Raw genomic sequence first — 17,722 nt, forward strand, 5'->3', positions numbered from 1 at the left:
CGTGCACTTCGGGTGCGCGTCCCTGAGAGTTCCACTCCGACGGGAGCTAATCCGTGAAAGACTTACTTAAGTTTCTGAAAGCGCAAACTAAGACCGAAGAGTTTGATGCGATCAAAATTGCTCTGGCTTCGCCAGACATGATCCGTTCATGGTCTTTTGGTGAAGTTAAAAAGCCGGAAACCATTAACTACCGTACCTTCAAGCCGGAGCGTGACGGTCTTTTCTGCGCCCGTATTTTTGGACCGGTAAAAGATTACGAATGCCTGTGCGGTAAGTACAAGCGTTTGAAACATCGCGGCGTGATCTGTGAGAAGTGTGGCGTTGAAGTTACACAGACCAAAGTACGTCGTGAGCGCATGGGCCACATTGAGTTGGCTTCACCAACTGCGCACATTTGGTTCCTGAAATCACTGCCTTCGCGTATCGGCTTGCTGCTGGATATGCCGCTGCGTGATATCGAGCGCGTGCTGTACTTCGAATCATATGTAGTGATCGAAGGCGGCATGACCAACCTGGAAAAACGTCAGATTCTGACCGAAGAGCAGTACCTTGACGCGCTGGAAGAGTTCGGTGACGAATTCGACGCGAAGATGGGTGCGGAAGCTATCCAGGCGCTGCTGAAAAATATGGATCTGGAGCAAGAGTGCGAGCAGCTGCGTGAAGAGCTGAACGAAACCAACTCCGAGACCAAACGTAAGAAGCTGACCAAGCGTATCAAACTGCTGGAAGCGTTCGTGCAGTCTGGTAACAAACCAGAGTGGATGATCCTGACCGTTCTGCCGGTTCTGCCGCCAGATCTGCGTCCGCTGGTTCCGCTGGATGGTGGTCGTTTCGCAACGTCAGATCTGAACGATCTGTATCGTCGCGTGATCAACCGTAACAACCGTCTGAAACGCCTGCTGGATCTGGCTGCGCCAGATATCATCGTACGTAACGAAAAACGTATGTTGCAGGAAGCGGTTGATGCACTGCTGGATAACGGCCGTCGTGGTCGCGCCATCACTGGCTCGAACAAGCGTCCGCTGAAATCTCTGGCAGACATGATCAAAGGTAAGCAGGGTCGTTTCCGTCAGAACCTGTTGGGTAAACGTGTTGACTACTCTGGCCGTTCAGTAATCACCGTTGGTCCATACCTGCGTCTGCATCAGTGCGGTCTGCCGAAGAAAATGGCTCTTGAGCTGTTCAAACCATTCATCTACGGCAAGTTGGAACTGCGTGGCCTGGCCACCACCATCAAAGCCGCTAAGAAAATGGTTGAGCGCGAAGAAGCTGTCGTTTGGGATATCCTGGACGAAGTGATCCGCGAACACCCGGTACTGCTGAACCGTGCACCAACTCTGCACCGTTTGGGTATCCAGGCGTTTGAACCTGTTCTGATCGAAGGTAAAGCCATCCAGCTGCACCCGCTGGTTTGTGCGGCATATAACGCCGACTTCGATGGTGACCAGATGGCTGTTCACGTACCGCTGACGCTGGAAGCCCAGCTGGAAGCGCGTGCGCTGATGATGTCGACCAACAACATTCTGTCACCAGCGAACGGCGAGCCAATCATCGTTCCTTCTCAGGACGTTGTTTTGGGTCTGTACTACATGACCCGCGACAAAGTGAATGCCAAAGGCGAAGGCATGGTGCTGACTGGCCCGAAAGAAGCTGAGCGTGTTTACCGCGCTGGCTTGGCCGAGCTGCATGCACGCGTTAAAGTGCGTATCACCGAATATACAAAGAACGAGCAGGAAGAGTTCGTTGCGAAAACCAGCATTATCGACACCACCATTGGTCGTGCGATTCTGTGGATGATCGTACCGAAAGGCCTGCCTTACTCCATCGTCAACCAGGCGTTGGGTAAGAAAGCGATTTCCAAGATGCTGAACACCTGTTACCGCATCCTGGGCCTGAAGCCGACCGTTATCTTTGCTGACCAGACCATGTACACCGGTTTTGCTTACGCAGCCCGTTCAGGTGCCTCTGTAGGTATCGACGACATGGTAATCCCAGCGAAGAAAGCGGAAATCGTAGCCGAAGCGGAAGCGGAAGTTGCTGAGATTCAGGAACAGTTCCAGTCTGGTCTGGTAACTGCTGGCGAACGCTACAACAAAGTTATCGATATTTGGGCCGCCGCTAACGAACGCGTTTCCAAAGCGATGATGGATAACCTGCAAACTGAAACCGTTATCAACCGTGATGGCGAAGAAGAGCAGCAGGTTTCGTTCAACAGCATCTACATGATGGCCGACTCCGGTGCGCGTGGTTCTGCAGCACAGATTCGTCAGCTGGCCGGTATGCGTGGTCTGATGGCTAAGCCAGATGGCTCAATCATCGAAACGCCGATCACCGCGAACTTCCGTGAAGGTCTGAACGTACTCCAGTACTTCATCTCGACGCACGGTGCGCGTAAAGGTCTTGCGGATACCGCACTGAAAACCGCTAACTCCGGTTATCTGACACGTCGTCTGGTAGACGTTGCACAGGATCTGGTTGTTACCGAAGATGACTGCGGCACGTTCGAAGGCATCATGATGACTCCGGTCATCGAAGGTGGCGACGTTAAAGAGCCACTGCGTGAGCGTGTTCTGGGTCGTGTGACTGCGGAAGATGTTCTGAAGCCGGGCACTGCGGACATCCTGATTCCGCGTAACACCCTGATCGATGAGCACTGGTGTGATGTGATCGAACTGAATTCAGTCGATGCGATCAAAGTGCGTTCGGTTGTTGGCTGTGAAACCGACTTCGGTGTGTGCGCACACTGCTACGGTCGCGATCTGGCACGTGGTCACATCATCAATAAAGGTGAGGCCATCGGTGTTATCGCAGCACAGTCCATCGGTGAGCCGGGTACTCAGCTGACGATGCGTACGTTCCACATTGGTGGTGCGGCATCTCGTGCGGCTGCTGAATCCAGCATCCAGGTGAAGAACAAAGGTACTATCAAGCTGACCAACGCGAAGTCAGTAACCAACTCCTCAGGGAAGCTGGTTATCGTTTCACGTAACGTTGAGCTGAAAATGATCGACGAGTTCGGTCGTACCAAAGAGAGCTATAAAGTGCCTTACGGTGCGGTCATGGCTAAAGGTGATGGCGAGCAGGTTGCAGCGGGCGAAACCGTAGCAAACTGGGATCCGCATACCATGCCGGTCATCACCGAAGTGGGCGGTTTCATTCGTTTCACTGACATGATCGACGGTCAGACGATTACTCGTCAGACTGATGACCTGACCGGTCTGTCATCGCTGGTGGTTCTGGATTCTGCAGAACGTACTGCGGGCGGTAAAGATCTGCGTCCTGCGCTGAAAATTGTTGATGCCAACGGTAATGATGTTCTGATTCCTGGTACCGATATGCCAGCTCAGTACTTCCTGCCGGGCAAAGCGATTGTTCAGTTGGAAGATGGCGTTAAGATCAGTGCCGGTGATACGCTGTCGCGTGTTCCGCAGGAATCTGGCGGTACCAAGGATATTACCGGTGGTCTGCCGCGCGTTGCTGACTTGTTCGAAGCGCGTCGTCCGAAAGAGCCAGCAATCCTGGCGGAGATCAGCGGTATCATCTCCTTCGGTAAAGAGACCAAAGGTAAGCGTCGTCTGGTGATCACGCCGGTTGATGGTAGCGATCCGTACGAAGAGATGATTCCAAAATGGCGTCAGCTTAACGTATTCGAAGGTGAGCGCGTGGAACGTGGTGACGTCGTATCTGACGGCCCAGAGTCTCCGCACGACATCCTGCGTCTGCGTGGCGTTCATGCTGTGACCCGTTACATCACTAACGAAGTGCAGGAAGTTTACCGTCTGCAAGGCGTTAAGATTAACGATAAGCACATTGAAGTCATCGTTCGTCAGATGCTGCGTAAAGCAACCATCTCGAGCGTGGGAAGCACCGACTTCCTGGAAGGTGAGCAGGCTGAATACTCACGCATCAAGATCTCTAACCGTGAACTTGAAGCAAATGGCAAAATCGGCGCGACCTTCATGCGCGATCTGCTGGGTATCACCAAAGCGTCACTGGCAACCGAATCGTTCATCTCTGCAGCATCGTTCCAGGAAACTACACGTGTCCTGACCGAAGCAGCAGTAGCAGGTAAGCGTGATGAACTGCGCGGCCTGAAAGAGAACGTAATCGTGGGTCGTCTGATCCCAGCCGGTACCGGTTATGCTTATCACCAGGATCGTATGCGTCGCCGCTCAGCGGGTGAAGTACCGGTTGCACCGCAGGTTACTGCGGATGAAGCCTCTGCTAGCCTGGCTGAATTGCTGAACGCCGGCTTGGGCGGAAGCGACGACGAGTAATTCGTCCGCTAAAGCTTAGCCAATAAAAAACCCTGCCTCGGCAGGGTTTTTTTTCGCCTCAATATTGGTAAGGCTCAAAGCCGCTATAACTTGCGGCAAATATCCTGGCGCGTCAGCCCAATGTCGCGTAACTGATTGTCACTTAACTGCGAGAGGATACGGGCGGTTTCGCGCCGCGCCTTCCAGCTTTTGACCATGCGTACTGCACCACGAAAAATATCCAGCAAAGTGACGTTGAACGGTTTTGCTGCACGATTCTGATCGAATTCCATAATCCTTGCCCTCAGTAGGTTGCCTGAGGAGCATTGTCTATTTCCTGCACGTTACGATACAGATGCAAAAATCACTTATCTTTAACATACAGATTGCGCTCTAATGGATCTGAATGGTAATAATAAATGCCATCTGTACTGGTTTTCTCTCGATAATGACTGGCCGAGGCATACGATGACGCGCTACCAACATTTAGCCTGTTTGCTTTCCGATCGTATTGAGCAAGGGCTGTATCGCAGCGGCGAGCGCTTGCCGTCGGTGCGTACATTGAGCCTTGAACATGGCGTGAGTATCAGCACTGTGCAGCAGGCTTATCATCTGTTGGAAGAAAAGCAGCTTATCGTGCCGCAGCCGCGTTCGGGCTATTTTGTCGCCACGCGTAAAGCCACGCCGCCGGTTCCGGCGTTGACCCGTCCCGCTCAGCGCCCGGTGGAGATCACGCAGTGGGAGTCGGTGCTGGAGTTGCTCAGCAGTCGTACCAGCAACGATGTATTGCAACTCGGAAGCGGGATACCCGATTTGACGCAGCCAACGTTGAAACCGCTGTGGAAAATACAGAGTCGCATGGCGCAGAAGCAGGATGTCGATCAACTCAACTATGATAGCTTGCTCGGCGTGGCGGCATTGCGTGAGCAGGTGGCGCGCTTGACCATCGACAGCGGCTGTCAGCTCACAGCGGAAGATATTGTTATTACCACCGGCTGTCACGAAGCGTTGTCGATTTCGATCCGCGCGACTTGTCAGGCCGGTGACATCATCGCTGTTGAATCGCCAACTTTTCACGGCACCATGCAGACATTGCGTGGTTTTGGCATTCGCGCCATCGAGATACCTACTGATTCGGTAACGGGTATCAGTCTGGAAGCGCTGGAACTGGCCTTCGAGCAGTGGCCAATCAAAGCCGTAGTCGTGGTGCCAAACTGCAATAACCCGCTGGGATTCATTATGCCGGAAGCTCGCAAACGTGCGCTGCTGACGTTGGCTCAGCGTTTTGATGCGGCAATTATTGAAGACGATGTGTATGGCGAGCTGGCGTGGGAATATCCACGCCCAATAACCATTAAGTCGCTGGATAACGATGGCCGCGTGTTGTTGTGCAGTTCGTTTTCGAAGACCCTGGCGCCGGGATTGCGCGTGGGTTGGGTTGCGCCGGGACGTTATCGTGATCGTGTGCTGCATATGAAATACATCAGCACCGGTTCGACAGCAACGCAGGCGCAACACGCGGTGGCGGAGTTTATTCGCCTCGGCCATTATTTGCCGCATCTGCGCCGTATGCGCCAGGTTTACCAGCGCAATTACGAAACCTTTAGCTGCTGGGTACGCCACTATTTTCCATGCGGAATCTGTGTGTCGCGACCGCAAGGTAGTTTCCTGATGTGGATCGAGCTGCCCGAAGCGTTTGATGCGATCAAGCTGAATAGCGAATTGCGTGAGCTGAAAATACAGGTCGCGGTAGGATCGCTGTTTTCGGCATCGGGTAAATATCGCAATTGCTTGCGCCTGAACTACGGTTTGCCAATAAACGAGCAAACTGAGCAGGCGATTGCCAAACTCGGTGCCGCAGTGGAGCGTGCCATGATGGCTTGTGGTATTGAAACTGTGCATGCTTCCTCCCTGGCTATTTAAAGAAAGGCAGGGCTGGAAGAGGTTAGAACCAGCCCTGGCCCGCTGCAAGCGACAGCGGGCAGGCACACTTTAATCTTGTCTGGAAATCACGCTAGTCGTCTCTTTAAAACGATACGTGACAGATTCCAGCTTATTTGCTCGCCTTTCAGCGCATTACATCGCTTCTGCGGATTGCGTTCCATTTTCTACTAGCGTCAGCAGTTCCTCGGTTGCCGCGCGCCAGTCTGCCGCTTGGGTAATTGCACTGACTACAGCGATGCTGCCCACGCCAGTCGCGAGCACTTCAGGTACGCGCGCCAGCGAAATTCCGCCAATCGCCACGGTTGATACATCCTGCAAACGCGCCAGATGACGTTTTAATTCCACCACGCCTTGTGGGGCTGAGGGCATATCTTTGGTTTGCGTAGGATAGATGTGCCCCAGTGCAATGTACGAAGGGCGCAATGCCAGCGCGCGATCCAGCTCGGCATCATCATGCGTCGATAAACCGAGACGTAATCCGGCCTGACGAATGGTGGCTAAGTCAGCAACATCCAGATCTTCCTGCCCGAGATGCACGCCGTAAGCGTTGTATTTAATGGCTAAACGCCAGTAATCATTGATAAACAGGCGGGCACGATACTGTTTGCCAAGAGTAATCGCCTCGCGCACAGCATCTTCTACTTCATGATCCTGGCAATCTTTGATACGCAGCTGGATGGTGCGCACCCCCGCTTCAAGCAGGCGCGCAATCCACTCCACGCTATCAACTACCGGATACAGCCCCAGTTTCCGGGATGTGGCTGGGAAGGCGTCAGTCATACTTTTTCCTTTTTAAGTGCATCGGCAGCGTGGTAAATCTCGCCACCATGATTGCGGAAGGCATCCGACATTTGCGCCATGCCAATTTCAATGGGCTGGGCTTCGGCCTGTTGACGGGCGGCAAATTCGCGCACTTCCTGGGTAATTTTCATCGAGCAGAATTTCGGGCCGCACATTGAGCAGAAATGCGCGACTTTTCCTGATTCTTGCGGCAAGGTTTCATCGTGATAGGCGCGAGCGGTGTGCGGATCGAGCGCCAGATTGAACTGATCTTCCCAGCGGAATTCGAATCGCGCTTTGGACATCGCATTGTCGCGGATCTGCGCACCGGGATGGCCTTTTGCCAGATCCGCGGCGTGCGCAGCGATCTTGTAGGTGATCAGCCCTTGTTTTACGTCTTCTTTATTTGGCAAACCCAAGTGTTCTTTGGGCGTCACGTAGCACAACATAGCGCAGCCAAACCAACCGATCATTGCCGCACCAATGCCAGAAGTGAAATGATCGTAACCGGGCGCGATATCGGTGGTTAATGGGCCAAGCGTATAAAACGGCGCTTCATGGCAGTGTTCCAGTTGTTCGGTCATATTGCGGCGAATCATCTGCATCGGCACATGTCCCGGACCTTCAATCATCACCTGCACATCATATTCCCAGGCGATTTTGGTCAGCTCGCCCAGCGTGTGCAGTTCCGCAAATTGCGCTTCATCGTTGGCATCCTGAATCGAGCCGGGACGCAAGCCATCGCCCAACGACAAGGCAACATCATAGGCGGCACAAATTTCACAAATCTCACGGAAATGCAGATACAGGAAGCTTTCGGTGTGATGCGATAAGCACCATTTCGCCATGATCGATCCACCGCGCGAGACAATGCCCGTCAGGCGTTTGGCGGTCATCGGCACATAGCGCAGCAGCACGCCTGCATGGATGGTGAAGTAATCCACACCTTGCTCCGCTTGTTCCAGCAAGGTGTCGCGGAATATCTCCCAGTTAAGATCTTCCGCCACGCCGTTCACTTTTTCGAGCGCTTGATAAATCGGCACTGTGCCAATCGGCACCGGACTGTTTCGCAGAATCCATTCGCGCGTTTCATGAATATAGCGGCCGGTTGAGAGATCCATCACGGTGTCTGCACCCCAACGCGTCGACCACACCAGTTTCTCCACCTCTTCCTCAATGGAGGAACTCACCGCTGAATTGCCGATATTGGCATTCACTTTCACCAGAAAGTTACGGCCAATAATCATCGGTTCGGATTCGGGGTGGTTGATGTTACTTGGAATGATGGCGCGGCCGCTGGCGACTTCCTGGCGCACGAATTCGGCGGTGATATTTTCCGGCAAATGCGCGCCGAAACTGTGGCCGGGATGTTGCTGCAATAACACTTCACCCCGGATTCGCTCGCGTCCCATGTTTTCCCGCACCGCAATGAATTCCATCTCCGGCGTGATGATGCCCTGGCGTGCATAGTGCAGTTGAGTCACGCGGCGACCGGCTTTGGCACGGCGCGGTTGTGGCAGATGCTCAAAGCGCAGATGGTCGAGGCCTTCATCGGCTAAACGCTGCTGCGTGTAACGGGAACTGAGCTGGTGGATGGTTTCACTGTCGCCACGTTCATCATTCCACGCGGCGCGCAGCTTGGCTAATCCCTGATGCACATCGATTGTGGCATCGGGATCGCCATAAGCCCCAGCGGTGTCATATACCGGAACGGGTTCGTTCTGCTCATATTGCGGGTTATCTTTCGTGCCGCCAATATGCGTGGGGCTGAGCTGAATCTCGCGCATCGGCACACGAATATCTGCACGGCTGCCGGTGATCCAAATGCGTTTGGAGTTAGGGAAGGCAGCTCCCTGTAGTGAATCGATAAATTCTTGCGCTTGCGCGCGTTGCTCACGACGTGACGTTTTAGCAGCAGACATAGCAAGTTTCCTGTGTAAGTGGGAAGTTGCTTGTCCAGAGTTCGGAAGGAGTAACAGCGACGATACTGGGCGCCAGCTTGCAGCGTGCTGATAATATTTACTCTTGTTCCCTTCGCAGGTACTAGCCTGATCAGGTTCCGCGGATCCCGAATTAACGGTCTCAGCCCCTAAGGGCACTCCGACAAGGTGTTAGTTTTACGATATAAGCTGCTTTGCTTGCTATTTCACGCCTGGGCAGTGCTCGTGACCGTCACGTACTTCGTGTACGCTCCGGTCCCTGCGCGCTGTCCGAGCGCGAACTATCTGCGCACGCTACGCTTATATCGCAAAATTTGGCTCTTCAAAGCCATAAAAAAAGCCCATTTAGCATAAGAGGGCTTTTTGGGAATAACAAGTATTTTACATTTTTTGCGATTCAGGCCGGGCGGGCGATGTGGCTGTCATTGGCTACCGGCGGGCGCGCCAGTTGCTGTTCCCACGCCAGCTGCACCAGTTTGTCTTCCAGCGTAAAACGCGATTCTAACTCTTCGCCAACTTCTGATAACGCCTGCTGAAACCCCGTGCAGTTATCGTCATTAATCGCCTGCTGCAAATGACCGTCATACAACTGCATGATGCGATCGGTATTGGCCTCAAGTGCCGGATAAAGCTGTGCGGCAACCAACAAAGGGCTATCACCCTGCATCTCACTGACAATATGCTCATACACGCTGAAATGGCCGGTAGAAAGGTAATCCACCAGGTTGTGACAAAATGCATCCAGCGCTTGTTCATCCAGCGCGGTTAGGGCATCTTTTTGCGGCTTCAAACCAATCAGCTCGTAGTAGGTGACGAGCAGTTGTCGACGGGCGCGCAGCCACGTATCGACCAATTCATTACCACCACCTACTCGCTCTGTCAGGTCATCTAACTGGGTAAGCATATGGGGCTCCAGGTAGGTTATAGTTGTTAATTACACACTTAATATTAGGATTTCAGCGTGCGAGTTGACGCTAAGGACAACGATTAAGATGCAACGTGAGATCTCAAGCTTAGACGCTGGTTGGTGGGTTGTCAGCCACGAGCAAAAACTTTGGTTGCCGCAGGGCGAGCTGCCGCATGGCTTATCCAGCGAGTTTGGAGTGGATGGCAGCGACGGGATTTTGATTGGCGAATGGCAGGGCGAAAATGTGTGGCTGGTGCGTCAATCAAGGCCGGATAGCATGGCTTCAGTGCGCCAATTGATTGATGAAGATGTTGGGCTGTTTCAGATCGCCGGACGCGGCGTGCAGCTGGCGGAGTTCTACCGCTCGCATCGCTGGTGCGGTTACTGCGGCCATGAAATGCACCTCAGTAAGCGTGAATTTGCCTGCTTATGTCATCACTGCCGTGAACGTTATTACCCACAAATTGCGCCCTGCATTATTGTCGCCATCCGTCGAGGCGATGAAATTCTGTTGGCCAATCATGCGCGTCATCGCAACAACATCTATACCGTGCTGGCTGGCTTTGTCGAAGTGGGCGAAACCTTAGAGCAAGCGGTAGCGCGTGAAGTGATGGAAGAGAGCAACGTGCGAGTGAAAAATGTGCGCTACGTGACGTCCCAGCCGTGGCCGTTCCCGCATTCATTAATGATGGCCTACATGGCGGAATATGACGGCGGCGAGTTACAACACGACGGTAAAGAACTGCTGGATGCCGGTTGGTATCGCTACGATGATCTGCCGCTGTTACCGCCGCCCGGCACGGTTGCGCGTCGTTTGATTGAAGATACCGTTGCCCTGTGTCGCGCCAGCGCGGCGTGAAAATGCTACACTGCCGGCCTTAGCAAGAGAGAGCCCATTATGAGTGAACTGAAGAACGATCGTTATCTGCGCGCCCTGTTACGTCAGCCGGTAGATGTCACGCCGGTATGGATGATGCGACAAGCTGGGCGCTATTTGCCGGAGTACAAAGCCACGCGCGCTGAGGCCGGTGATTTTATGTCGCTGTGTAAGAACGCTGAGCTGGCGTGCGAAGTCACGCTGCAACCGCTGCGCCGCTATGCGCTGGACGCCGCGATCCTCTTCAGCGACATCCTCACCATTCCCGATGCGATGGGACTTGGACTCTATTTCGAAACCGGCGAAGGCCCGCGTTTCTCCAATCCGATCACCTGCCGTGCCGATGTCGAAAAGCTGCCGGTGCCCGATCCTGAGCAAGAACTCGGTTATGTGATGAATGCGGTACGCACCATTCGTCATAACCTGAAAGGCGAAGTACCACTTATCGGTTTCTCTGGCAGCCCGTGGACACTGGCAACTTATATGGTGGAAGGCGGCAGCAGCAAAGCCTTTACCAAAATCAAAAAGATGATGTATGCCGATCCGCAAACCCTGCATCTGATGCTGGATAAGCTGGCGGACAGCGTCATTCTTTATCTCAACGCGCAAATTAAAGCTGGTGCGCAGTCGGTCATGGTATTTGATACCTGGGGCGGCGTGCTGACCGGGCGCGATTACCGCGAGTTCTCGCTGTATTACATGCACAAAATCGTCGATAGCGTGCTGCATGAGAACGAAGGTCGCCGCGTACCGATTACGCTGTTCACCAAAGGTGGCGGCCAATGGCTCGAAGCGATGGCCGCAACCGGCTGCGATGCGTTGGGACTCGACTGGACCACCGATATCGCCGATGCGCGTCGTCGTGTGGGCGATAAAGTTGCGCTGCAAGGTAACATGGATCCTTCCATGCTGTATGCGCCGCCAGCGCGTATTGAGCAGGAAGTGGCAGGCATTCTCGAAGGGTTTGGGGCGGGCGAAGGCCACGTGTTCAACCTCGGCCACGGCATCCATCCTGATGTGCCACCGGAACACGCTGGCGCGTTTGTCGAAGCGGTGCACCGCTTGTCGCGTCCTTATCATCAGGGTTGAGAATGGATTTAGCCGCATTACGCCAGGAACAGCTGCAACGCGCTGCTGACGTGGTGCGGCAAGATGATTTCGATGTGTTGCCGCCGCGTTTGATTGGCGGCGCAGACGTCGGTTTTGAACAGGGCGGCGAGATTACCCGCGCCGCCTTGGTTATCCTCGAGTATCCCTCTTTAACGCTGGTGGAACATCGCATCGCGCGTATTGCTACCACCATGCCGTATATTCCTGGCTTCCTATCATTCCGTGAAATGCCCGCGCTGCAAGCGGCGTGGCAGCAGCTTTCGTTGAAACCCGATCTGCTCTTTGTGGATGGTCACGGTATTTCCCATCCGCGTCGCCTCGGTGTGGCTGCGCATTTCGGTTCGCTGGTGGATGTCCCGACCATCGGCGTGGCGAAGAAGCGCTTGTGTGGCCGCTTTGCTGATCTGGCTGCTGAACCAGGCAGCCGCCAACCGTTGCTCGATATAGGTGAACAGATTGGTTGGGTATGGCGCAGCAAAGCGCGCTGCAATCCGCTGTTTATCTCGACCGGCCATCGCGTGAGCATCGACAGCGCGTTGCATTGGGTAGAGGCCTGCACTAAGGGTTATCGTCTGCCGGAACCTACGCGCTGGGCAGATGCCGTCGCTTCTGGGCGTCCGGCGTATCTGCGTTGGCAAAATGCGCGATAGCGCTGTTTGCGCCTAACTTTTGCGGTACACTGCCGCCAGCTAACCTATTGAGAGTAAGTTTGATGTTACAGAATCCCGTCCATTTGCGTATGGCGAAGCTGGAAAGCTGGCAGCATATGACCTTTATGGCCTGCCTCTGCGAACGTATGTTCCCCAATTATTGGGCTTTCTGTCAGCAGACCGAATTTGCCGATCCGCAGCTCTACCGCCGCATCCTCGATCTGATCTGGGAAAGCCTGACGGTGAAAGACGCCAAAATCAATTTCGATACGCAGTTGGAAAAACTGGAAGCCGCCATTCCCGATGGCGACGATTTTGAGGTTTATGGCGTGCACCCAGCGATTGATGCGTGCGTGGCATTGAGTGAATTGCTGCATGCTCAGCTCAGCGGTGAAACGCTGGAGCACGCGGTGGAAGTCAGTCGCACGTCAATTACTACCGTTGCCATCCTGGAAATGACGCAAGCCGGTCGTGAAATGAGCGACGAAGAGCTGCGTGAAAACCAGGCTGTGATTGATGAATGGGACTTGCAGTGGGAGATTTTCCGCCTGTTGTCAGAGTGCGAAGAGCGCGACTTAGAATTGATTAAAGGCCTGCGTTCTGACCTGCGTGAAGCGGGAATCAGTAACATCGGTATACTTTTTCAGCAATAAGGCAAGAAAACGTGACTTCAGGCCTGAATTACCGCGCCTGGAGGCTTCACATCGGCCCCCTGTCTGGTCTACATTTGGGGGGCTGAAAATTGTGGCTATCGGTGCGTGCTGGCTGAACAAGGCTTTTAATGGCTTTTCCCGCGTACCCGTTGCTTAGCAAGCGATAAATACACTTTAAGGATAACTTATGAACAAGACTCAACTGATTGATGTGATCGCAGAGAAAGCTGACCTGTCTAAAGCCCAGGCTAAAACTGCGCTGGAATCTACCCTGGCTGCGATCACTGAGTCTCTGAAAGAAGGTGATGCTGTACAACTGGTTGGTTTTGGTACTTTTAAAGTGAACCACCGCGCTGAGCGTACCGGTCGCAACCCGCAGACTGGCAAAGAGATCAAAATCGCTGCGGCTAACGTGCCAGCGTTCGTCTCAGGCAAAGCTCTGAAAGACGCTGTTAAGTAAGTTTCCGCATTGCGGTTTAGCTTTAAAAGAAGGGGCGTTAACGCCCCTTTTTGTTGCCTGGAGCCTGCCATGCTGAAACTCCATTCTCTGCGCGTTTACGGCCTGTTATTCGCAGCATTACTCACGGGCTGTAGTTCTACTCCTGATCTTCCTGCCTTTACGGCGAGCGGCTATTTGGCCGACCGCGGCACCGTGCGCATCTGGCGCAAAAATAGCGATCATCAAACCGTTCATCTACGCACCGTTTTCACGCCGTTCAATGGCGATGCGATGGAAACCACCGATTACAATTGGCAGCAACAGCAGCTGATTAGCGTGGAGCGCCATGTTGCAGGCGCGCAGCCAGACGATGTGACTTTGCGCTTCGATCATCAAGGCAATCTCAATTTCATGCAGCGTCAGCTCGCCGGGCGACGTGAAGCGGTCAGCGCCGATAGCATTGAGCTATACCGCTTCGATGCGCAGCGCATGCTGGACCAAAGCAATGCGTTGCTGAGTGGCCGCGTGTTGTTGAACCAGGGCCATTGGCTGGGTGGCACGCAAGTGCGTGATTGCAGCGGTAAAGTGGTCAGTGTTGGTTTCGATAGTTCAACGCTGGCTACGCTGAGTCGCCAACAGCTAAGTCAATCTGCGCCATTAATGGTGTCGTGGCTGGAAGCGCCGGAAGGGATACAACTGCTGCGTGCAACTTCAGAGGATGAATGCAGCTGGCAGCCGCAAGAGAGTGATTTCTGACGAAATGATAAGGGGCACACGCGGTGCCCCTTATAATGCTTACTTGCGGTTAATCGCGCGGTAACCGATATCGCGGCGGCAGAAGCTGCCATCCCACGAAATATGTTGCGCCAACGCATAGGCGTTCTTCTGCGCCGCGGCAACATCTTCACCCAACGCGGTCACACACAGCACGCGCCCGCCGTTAGTGACGACAACATCATCTTTCATAGTCGTACCGGCATGGAATACTTTGCCATCTGTCACTTCTTCCAGCGGCAAGCCGTGGATCTGATCGCCCGTGTTGTAGTCGCCCGGATAACCGCCTGCAGCCAGAACAACACCCAATGAAGGGCGTGGATCCCACTGCGAGGTTTGTTGATCCAGTTTGCCGTCGGTCGCTGCCAGACACAGCTCAACCAGATCCGATTGCAGACGCAACATGATCGGCTGCGTTTCGGGATCGCCGAAACGGCAGTTGAACTCGATCACTTTTGGCTGACCGGCTTTGTCGATCATCAAACCGGCATACAGGAAACCGGTATAGATGTTGCCTTCTGCTTTCATGCCGTTCACGGTTGGCCAGATGATCTGATCCATCACGCGCTGGTGGATCTCGTCTGTGACTACTGGTGCAGGAGAGTAAGCGCCCATGCCGCCGGTATTCGGGCCAGTATCGCCATCGCCGACGCGTTTGTGATCCTGGCTGGTGGCCATTGGCAGCACATTGTTGCCATCAACCATCACGATAAAGCTGGCTTCTTCGCCATCAAGGAACTCTTCAATCACGATGCGGTGACCGGCATCGCCGAATGCGTTGCCAGCCAGCATATCCTGCACAGCGGCTTCTGCTTCAGCCAGTTCCATCGCCACGATCACGCCTTTACCTGCTGCGAGTCCGTCGGCTTTAATCACGATTGGCGCGCCTTTCTCCCGCAGATACGCCAGCGCGGGTTCCACTTCGGTGAAGTTCTGGTATTCAGCGGTTGGGATCTGCTGACGTGCCAGGAAATCTTTGGTGAAGGCTTTAGAGCCTTCTAACTGCGCAGCCGCTTGAGTTGGGCCGAAGATTTTCAGACCGGCAGCGCGGAATGTATCGACGACGCCAATCACTAACGGCGCTTCAGGGCCAACGATGGTCAGGTCGATATTTTCTTTCTGCGCAAAGGCCAGCAGTGCGGGCACATCAGTGGCGCTGATAGCCACGTTTTGCAGAGCTGGCTCCAGTGCGGTTCCGGCATTGCCTGGCGCTACAAACACGGTTTCAGCCAGCGGTGACTGTGCTGCTTTCCACGCCAAAGCGTGTTCACGTCCGCCATTACCAATTACTAAAATTTTCATCTGTACTGTTCCCAACGATTAATGGCGGAAATGACGCATGTCGGTGAAGATCATCGCGATACCGTGCTCATCGGCAGCGGCAATCACTTCATCATCACGTATTGAACCGCCAGGCTGAATTACGCAGGTGATGCCGACAGCTGCCGCGGCGTCGATGCCGTCGCGGAACGGGAAGAAGGCGTCAGAAGCCATGGCTGAACCTTTAACTTCCAGACCTTCGTCTGCAGCTTTGATACCGGCAATTTTGGCGGAGTAAACACGGCTCATCTGGCCGGCGCCTATCCCGATTGTCATATTGTCACGCGCATACACGATGGCGTTAGATTTAACAAACTTCGCCACTTTCCAGCAGAACAGCGCATCACGCAGTTCCTGCTCGCTTGGCTGACGTTTACTGACCACGCGCAGTTGGCTGGCATCTACCATGCCCAGATCGCGATCCTGCACCAATACGCCACCGTTGACGCGTTTGAAATCCAACGCCGCCACGCGACCTTGCCACTGACCACATACCAGAACGCGAACATTCTGCTTAGCGGCAGTGACTTTCAGCGCCGCTTCGCTGGCTGATGGCGCGATGATCACTTCAACAAATTGACGGCTGATGATTGCCTGCGCGGTCGCTTCGTCCAGCTCGCGGTTGAAGGCGATGATGCCGCCGAAAGCGGAAGTCGGGTCAGTTTTGTAGGCATGTTCGTAAGCGTCGAGAATCGAACCGCCAACGGCCACGCCACACGGGTTGGCGTGTTTGACGATCACACAAGCTGCTTCGTCGAACTCTTTCACGCACTCAAGTGCGGCATCGGTATCGGCGATGTTGTTGTAAGAGAGCGCTTTACCCTGAACTTGCTGCGCGGTGGCAACAGAAGCTTCAGCCACATTCTCTTCTATATAGAAGGCGGCATCCTGATGGCTGTTTTCGCCGTAACGCATATCCTGCTTCTTAATGAAGTTGAGGTTCAGCGTGCGTGGGAAGCGGCCAGCAGGTTCTTTGCTGTCGCTGTGATAGGCCGGAACCAGGCTACCGAAGTAGTTGGCAATCATGCTGTCGTAGGCGGCGGTATGTTCAAAGGCTTTGATGGCCAGATCGAAACGCGTTTCCAGCGTCAGTGAGTTTTCGTTAGCATCCAGCTCGGCAATGATGGCGTCGTAGTCGCTGCTCTTCACCACAATCGCCACGTCTTTATGGTTCTTGGCCGCAGAGCGAACCATGGTTGGACCGCCGATATCGATGTTCTCGACTGCGTCAGCCAGCGAGCAATCTGGTTTTGCTACGGTTTGGGCAAAGGGATAAAGGTTTACTACCACCATGTCGATTGGGTTGATGGCATGCTCGGCCATGATGGCATCATCCTGACCGCGACGACCCAAAATGCCGCCGTGCACTTTCGGGTGCAGCGTTTTGACGCGTCCATCCATCATTTCCGGGAAACCGGTGTAGTCAGAAACTTCAGTGACGGGCAGGCCCGCATCTGCCAGCAGACGTGCAGTACCGCCTGTGGAGAGCAGCTCAACACCACGACTGGAGAGTGCCTGAGCAAATTCGAGGATGCCGGCTTTGTCTGAGACACTGAGCAGAGCGCGGCGTACTGGACGACGTTGTTGCATGGTGGTTTTATCCCTTGGCTTTGTTTCGCGTAATAAAGAGCGTTACATCAAGCTTAGTGTTTCTCTTCTATATAGAAGAGAAGACTTGCCTCATGTAACGCCCCAAAAGGGGCATCCTTGACGTCGCCGGGCATTGTAGCGAAAACGTTTGCGTGATGCTCGCCTAAATTCATTTGTGCGATGGAGTGTGGATAACTATGTGTGTAACTGCGTATAAGGCGGGGTTTTGCTGTGGAATGCAGCGAACAGTTGTTTTTATTGAATTTAGCGGTTGCGTGCTGCGAACAACTCCCTATAATGCGCCTCCATCGACACGGCACAACGGTTTACGGAATGCGGTGTTCGATAGGAAGATTCGAAAGAACTTCCGCCGGATGAAAACGCTGAAAAAAGTGTTTGACTCCGAAGGAGGAAAGCGTAATATACGCCACCTCGCGACAGACGGTTCAGCCGCTGCTCGCAACGCTCTTTAACAATTTATC

14 protein-coding genes and 1 riboswitch are annotated in these 17,722 nt (G+C 53.9%); of the genes, 8 read left to right on the top strand and 6 right to left on the bottom strand.

Annotation, left to right across the window (positions count from 1 at the left end; translation table 11 throughout):
• Window positions 1-53: 53 nt before the first annotated feature.
• Window positions 54-4,277: a DNA-directed RNA polymerase subunit beta' gene (gene rpoC, locus ABDW13_RS21685; RefSeq protein WP_343554599.1), complete on the top strand. Its 4,224-nt coding sequence runs from the start codon at window positions 54-56 to the stop codon at window positions 4,275-4,277.
• Window positions 4,278-4,360: 83 nt separating this feature from the next.
• On the opposite strand, the gene ABDW13_RS21690 is transcribed toward rpoC, so the two are convergent.
• Window positions 4,361-4,549, bottom strand: coding sequence for a DUF1127 domain-containing protein (locus ABDW13_RS21690; protein ID WP_343554600.1), 189 nt, complete (start codon window positions 4,547-4,549; stop codon window positions 4,361-4,363).
• 175 nt (window positions 4,550-4,724) lie between these two features.
• Between ABDW13_RS21690 and ABDW13_RS21695 the strand changes: the two genes are divergently transcribed.
• Window positions 4,725-6,179: a PLP-dependent aminotransferase family protein gene (locus tag ABDW13_RS21695; protein WP_343554601.1), complete on the top strand. Its 1,455-nt coding sequence runs from the start codon at window positions 4,725-4,727 to the stop codon at window positions 6,177-6,179.
• Between the two features lie 153 nt (window positions 6,180-6,332).
• Here ABDW13_RS21695 and thiE read toward each other — a convergent pair whose 3' ends face one another.
• From thiE to rsd, 3 genes are all read right to left on the bottom strand, one after another.
• A complete protein-coding gene (thiE, locus tag ABDW13_RS21700; protein ID WP_343554602.1) occupies window positions 6,333-6,980 on the bottom strand; it encodes a thiamine phosphate synthase in 648 nt (215 codons plus the stop codon).
• Window positions 6,977-8,902, bottom strand: coding sequence for a phosphomethylpyrimidine synthase ThiC (thiC, locus tag ABDW13_RS21705; RefSeq protein ID WP_343554603.1), 1,926 nt, complete (start codon window positions 8,900-8,902; stop codon window positions 6,977-6,979). Before thiC ends, thiE begins: the two co-directional genes overlap by 4 nt.
• Before the next feature lie 90 nt (window positions 8,903-8,992).
• Window positions 8,993-9,093, bottom strand: a riboswitch (TPP riboswitch).
• Window positions 9,094-9,317: 224 nt separating this feature from the next.
• Window positions 9,318-9,824, bottom strand: a complete 507-nt coding sequence (gene rsd, locus ABDW13_RS21710; protein WP_343554604.1) for a sigma D regulator — start codon at window positions 9,822-9,824, stop codon at window positions 9,318-9,320.
• A gap of 88 nt (window positions 9,825-9,912) precedes the next feature.
• Here rsd and nudC point away from each other — a divergent pair, with 88 nt between their 5' ends.
• The 6 genes from nudC to ABDW13_RS21740 all read left to right on the top strand — a co-directional run bounded on the left by nudC (window position 9,913) and on the right by ABDW13_RS21740 (window position 14,312).
• Entirely contained in the window at window positions 9,913-10,686 is a 774-nt protein-coding gene (nudC, locus tag ABDW13_RS21715; protein ID WP_343554605.1) for an NAD(+) diphosphatase, read from the top strand.
• Window positions 10,687-10,725: 39 nt separating this feature from the next.
• Window positions 10,726-11,793, top strand: coding sequence for a uroporphyrinogen decarboxylase (hemE, locus tag ABDW13_RS21720; RefSeq protein ID WP_343554606.1), 1,068 nt, complete (start codon window positions 10,726-10,728; stop codon window positions 11,791-11,793).
• A 2-nt stretch (window positions 11,794-11,795) separates the two neighbouring features.
• Entirely contained in the window at window positions 11,796-12,464 is a 669-nt protein-coding gene (nfi, locus tag ABDW13_RS21725) for a deoxyribonuclease V (protein ID WP_343554607.1), read from the top strand.
• A gap of 62 nt (window positions 12,465-12,526) precedes the next feature.
• Window positions 12,527-13,117, top strand: a complete 591-nt coding sequence (locus tag ABDW13_RS21730) for a YjaG family protein (RefSeq protein ID WP_343554608.1) — start codon at window positions 12,527-12,529, stop codon at window positions 13,115-13,117.
• Window positions 13,118-13,304: 187 nt separating this feature from the next.
• Window positions 13,305-13,577: a nucleoid-associated protein HU-alpha gene (gene hupA, locus ABDW13_RS21735; RefSeq protein ID WP_343554609.1), complete on the top strand. Its 273-nt coding sequence runs from the start codon at window positions 13,305-13,307 to the stop codon at window positions 13,575-13,577.
• A gap of 69 nt (window positions 13,578-13,646) precedes the next feature.
• A complete protein-coding gene (locus ABDW13_RS21740) occupies window positions 13,647-14,312 on the top strand; it encodes a DUF1481 domain-containing protein (RefSeq protein WP_343554610.1) in 666 nt (221 codons plus the stop codon).
• A 39-nt stretch (window positions 14,313-14,351) separates the two neighbouring features.
• Here the strand turns inward: ABDW13_RS21740 and purD are convergent, their stop codons facing one another.
• Together purD and purH are read right to left on the bottom strand one after the other, a co-directional pair.
• The gene (gene purD / locus ABDW13_RS21745) at window positions 14,352-15,632 is read right to left on the bottom strand and encodes a phosphoribosylamine--glycine ligase (protein ID WP_343554611.1); all 1,281 of its coding nucleotides are present in this window, start codon (window positions 15,630-15,632) and stop codon (window positions 14,352-14,354) included.
• A gap of 18 nt (window positions 15,633-15,650) precedes the next feature.
• Window positions 15,651-17,240: a bifunctional phosphoribosylaminoimidazolecarboxamide formyltransferase/IMP cyclohydrolase gene (gene purH / locus ABDW13_RS21750; RefSeq protein ID WP_343554612.1), complete on the bottom strand. Its 1,590-nt coding sequence runs from the start codon at window positions 17,238-17,240 to the stop codon at window positions 15,651-15,653.
• Window positions 17,241-17,722: the final 482 nt, after the last annotated feature.

Source organism: Pantoea sp., assembly GCF_039594315.1.
Taxonomy (GTDB): domain Bacteria; phylum Pseudomonadota; class Gammaproteobacteria; order Enterobacterales; family Enterobacteriaceae; genus Pantoea.

Coding starts and splice junctions, on each gene's coding strand:
- ABDW13_RS21690 (WP_343554600.1), bottom strand. CDS start 4,549: ATGGAATTCGATCAGAATCGTGCAGCAAAACCGTTCAACGTCACTTTG.
- ABDW13_RS21695 (WP_343554601.1), top strand. CDS start 4,725: ATGACGCGCTACCAACATTTAGCCTGTTTGCTTTCCGATCGTATTGAG.
- thiE (WP_343554602.1), bottom strand. CDS start 6,980: ATGACTGACGCCTTCCCAGCCACATCCCGGAAACTGGGGCTGTATCCG.
- thiC (WP_343554603.1), bottom strand. CDS start 8,902: ATGTCTGCTGCTAAAACGTCACGTCGTGAGCAACGCGCGCAAGCGCAA.
- rsd (WP_343554604.1), bottom strand. CDS start 9,824: ATGCTTACCCAGTTAGATGACCTGACAGAGCGAGTAGGTGGTGGTAAT.
- nudC (WP_343554605.1), top strand. CDS start 9,913: ATGCAACGTGAGATCTCAAGCTTAGACGCTGGTTGGTGGGTTGTCAGC.
- hemE (WP_343554606.1), top strand. CDS start 10,726: ATGAGTGAACTGAAGAACGATCGTTATCTGCGCGCCCTGTTACGTCAG.
- nfi (WP_343554607.1), top strand. CDS start 11,796: ATGGATTTAGCCGCATTACGCCAGGAACAGCTGCAACGCGCTGCTGAC.
- ABDW13_RS21730 (WP_343554608.1), top strand. CDS start 12,527: ATGTTACAGAATCCCGTCCATTTGCGTATGGCGAAGCTGGAAAGCTGG.
- hupA (WP_343554609.1), top strand. CDS start 13,305: ATGAACAAGACTCAACTGATTGATGTGATCGCAGAGAAAGCTGACCTG.
- ABDW13_RS21740 (WP_343554610.1), top strand. CDS start 13,647: ATGCTGAAACTCCATTCTCTGCGCGTTTACGGCCTGTTATTCGCAGCA.
- purD (WP_343554611.1), bottom strand. CDS start 15,632: ATGAAAATTTTAGTAATTGGTAATGGCGGACGTGAACACGCTTTGGCG.
- purH (WP_343554612.1), bottom strand. CDS start 17,240: ATGCAACAACGTCGTCCAGTACGCCGCGCTCTGCTCAGTGTCTCAGAC.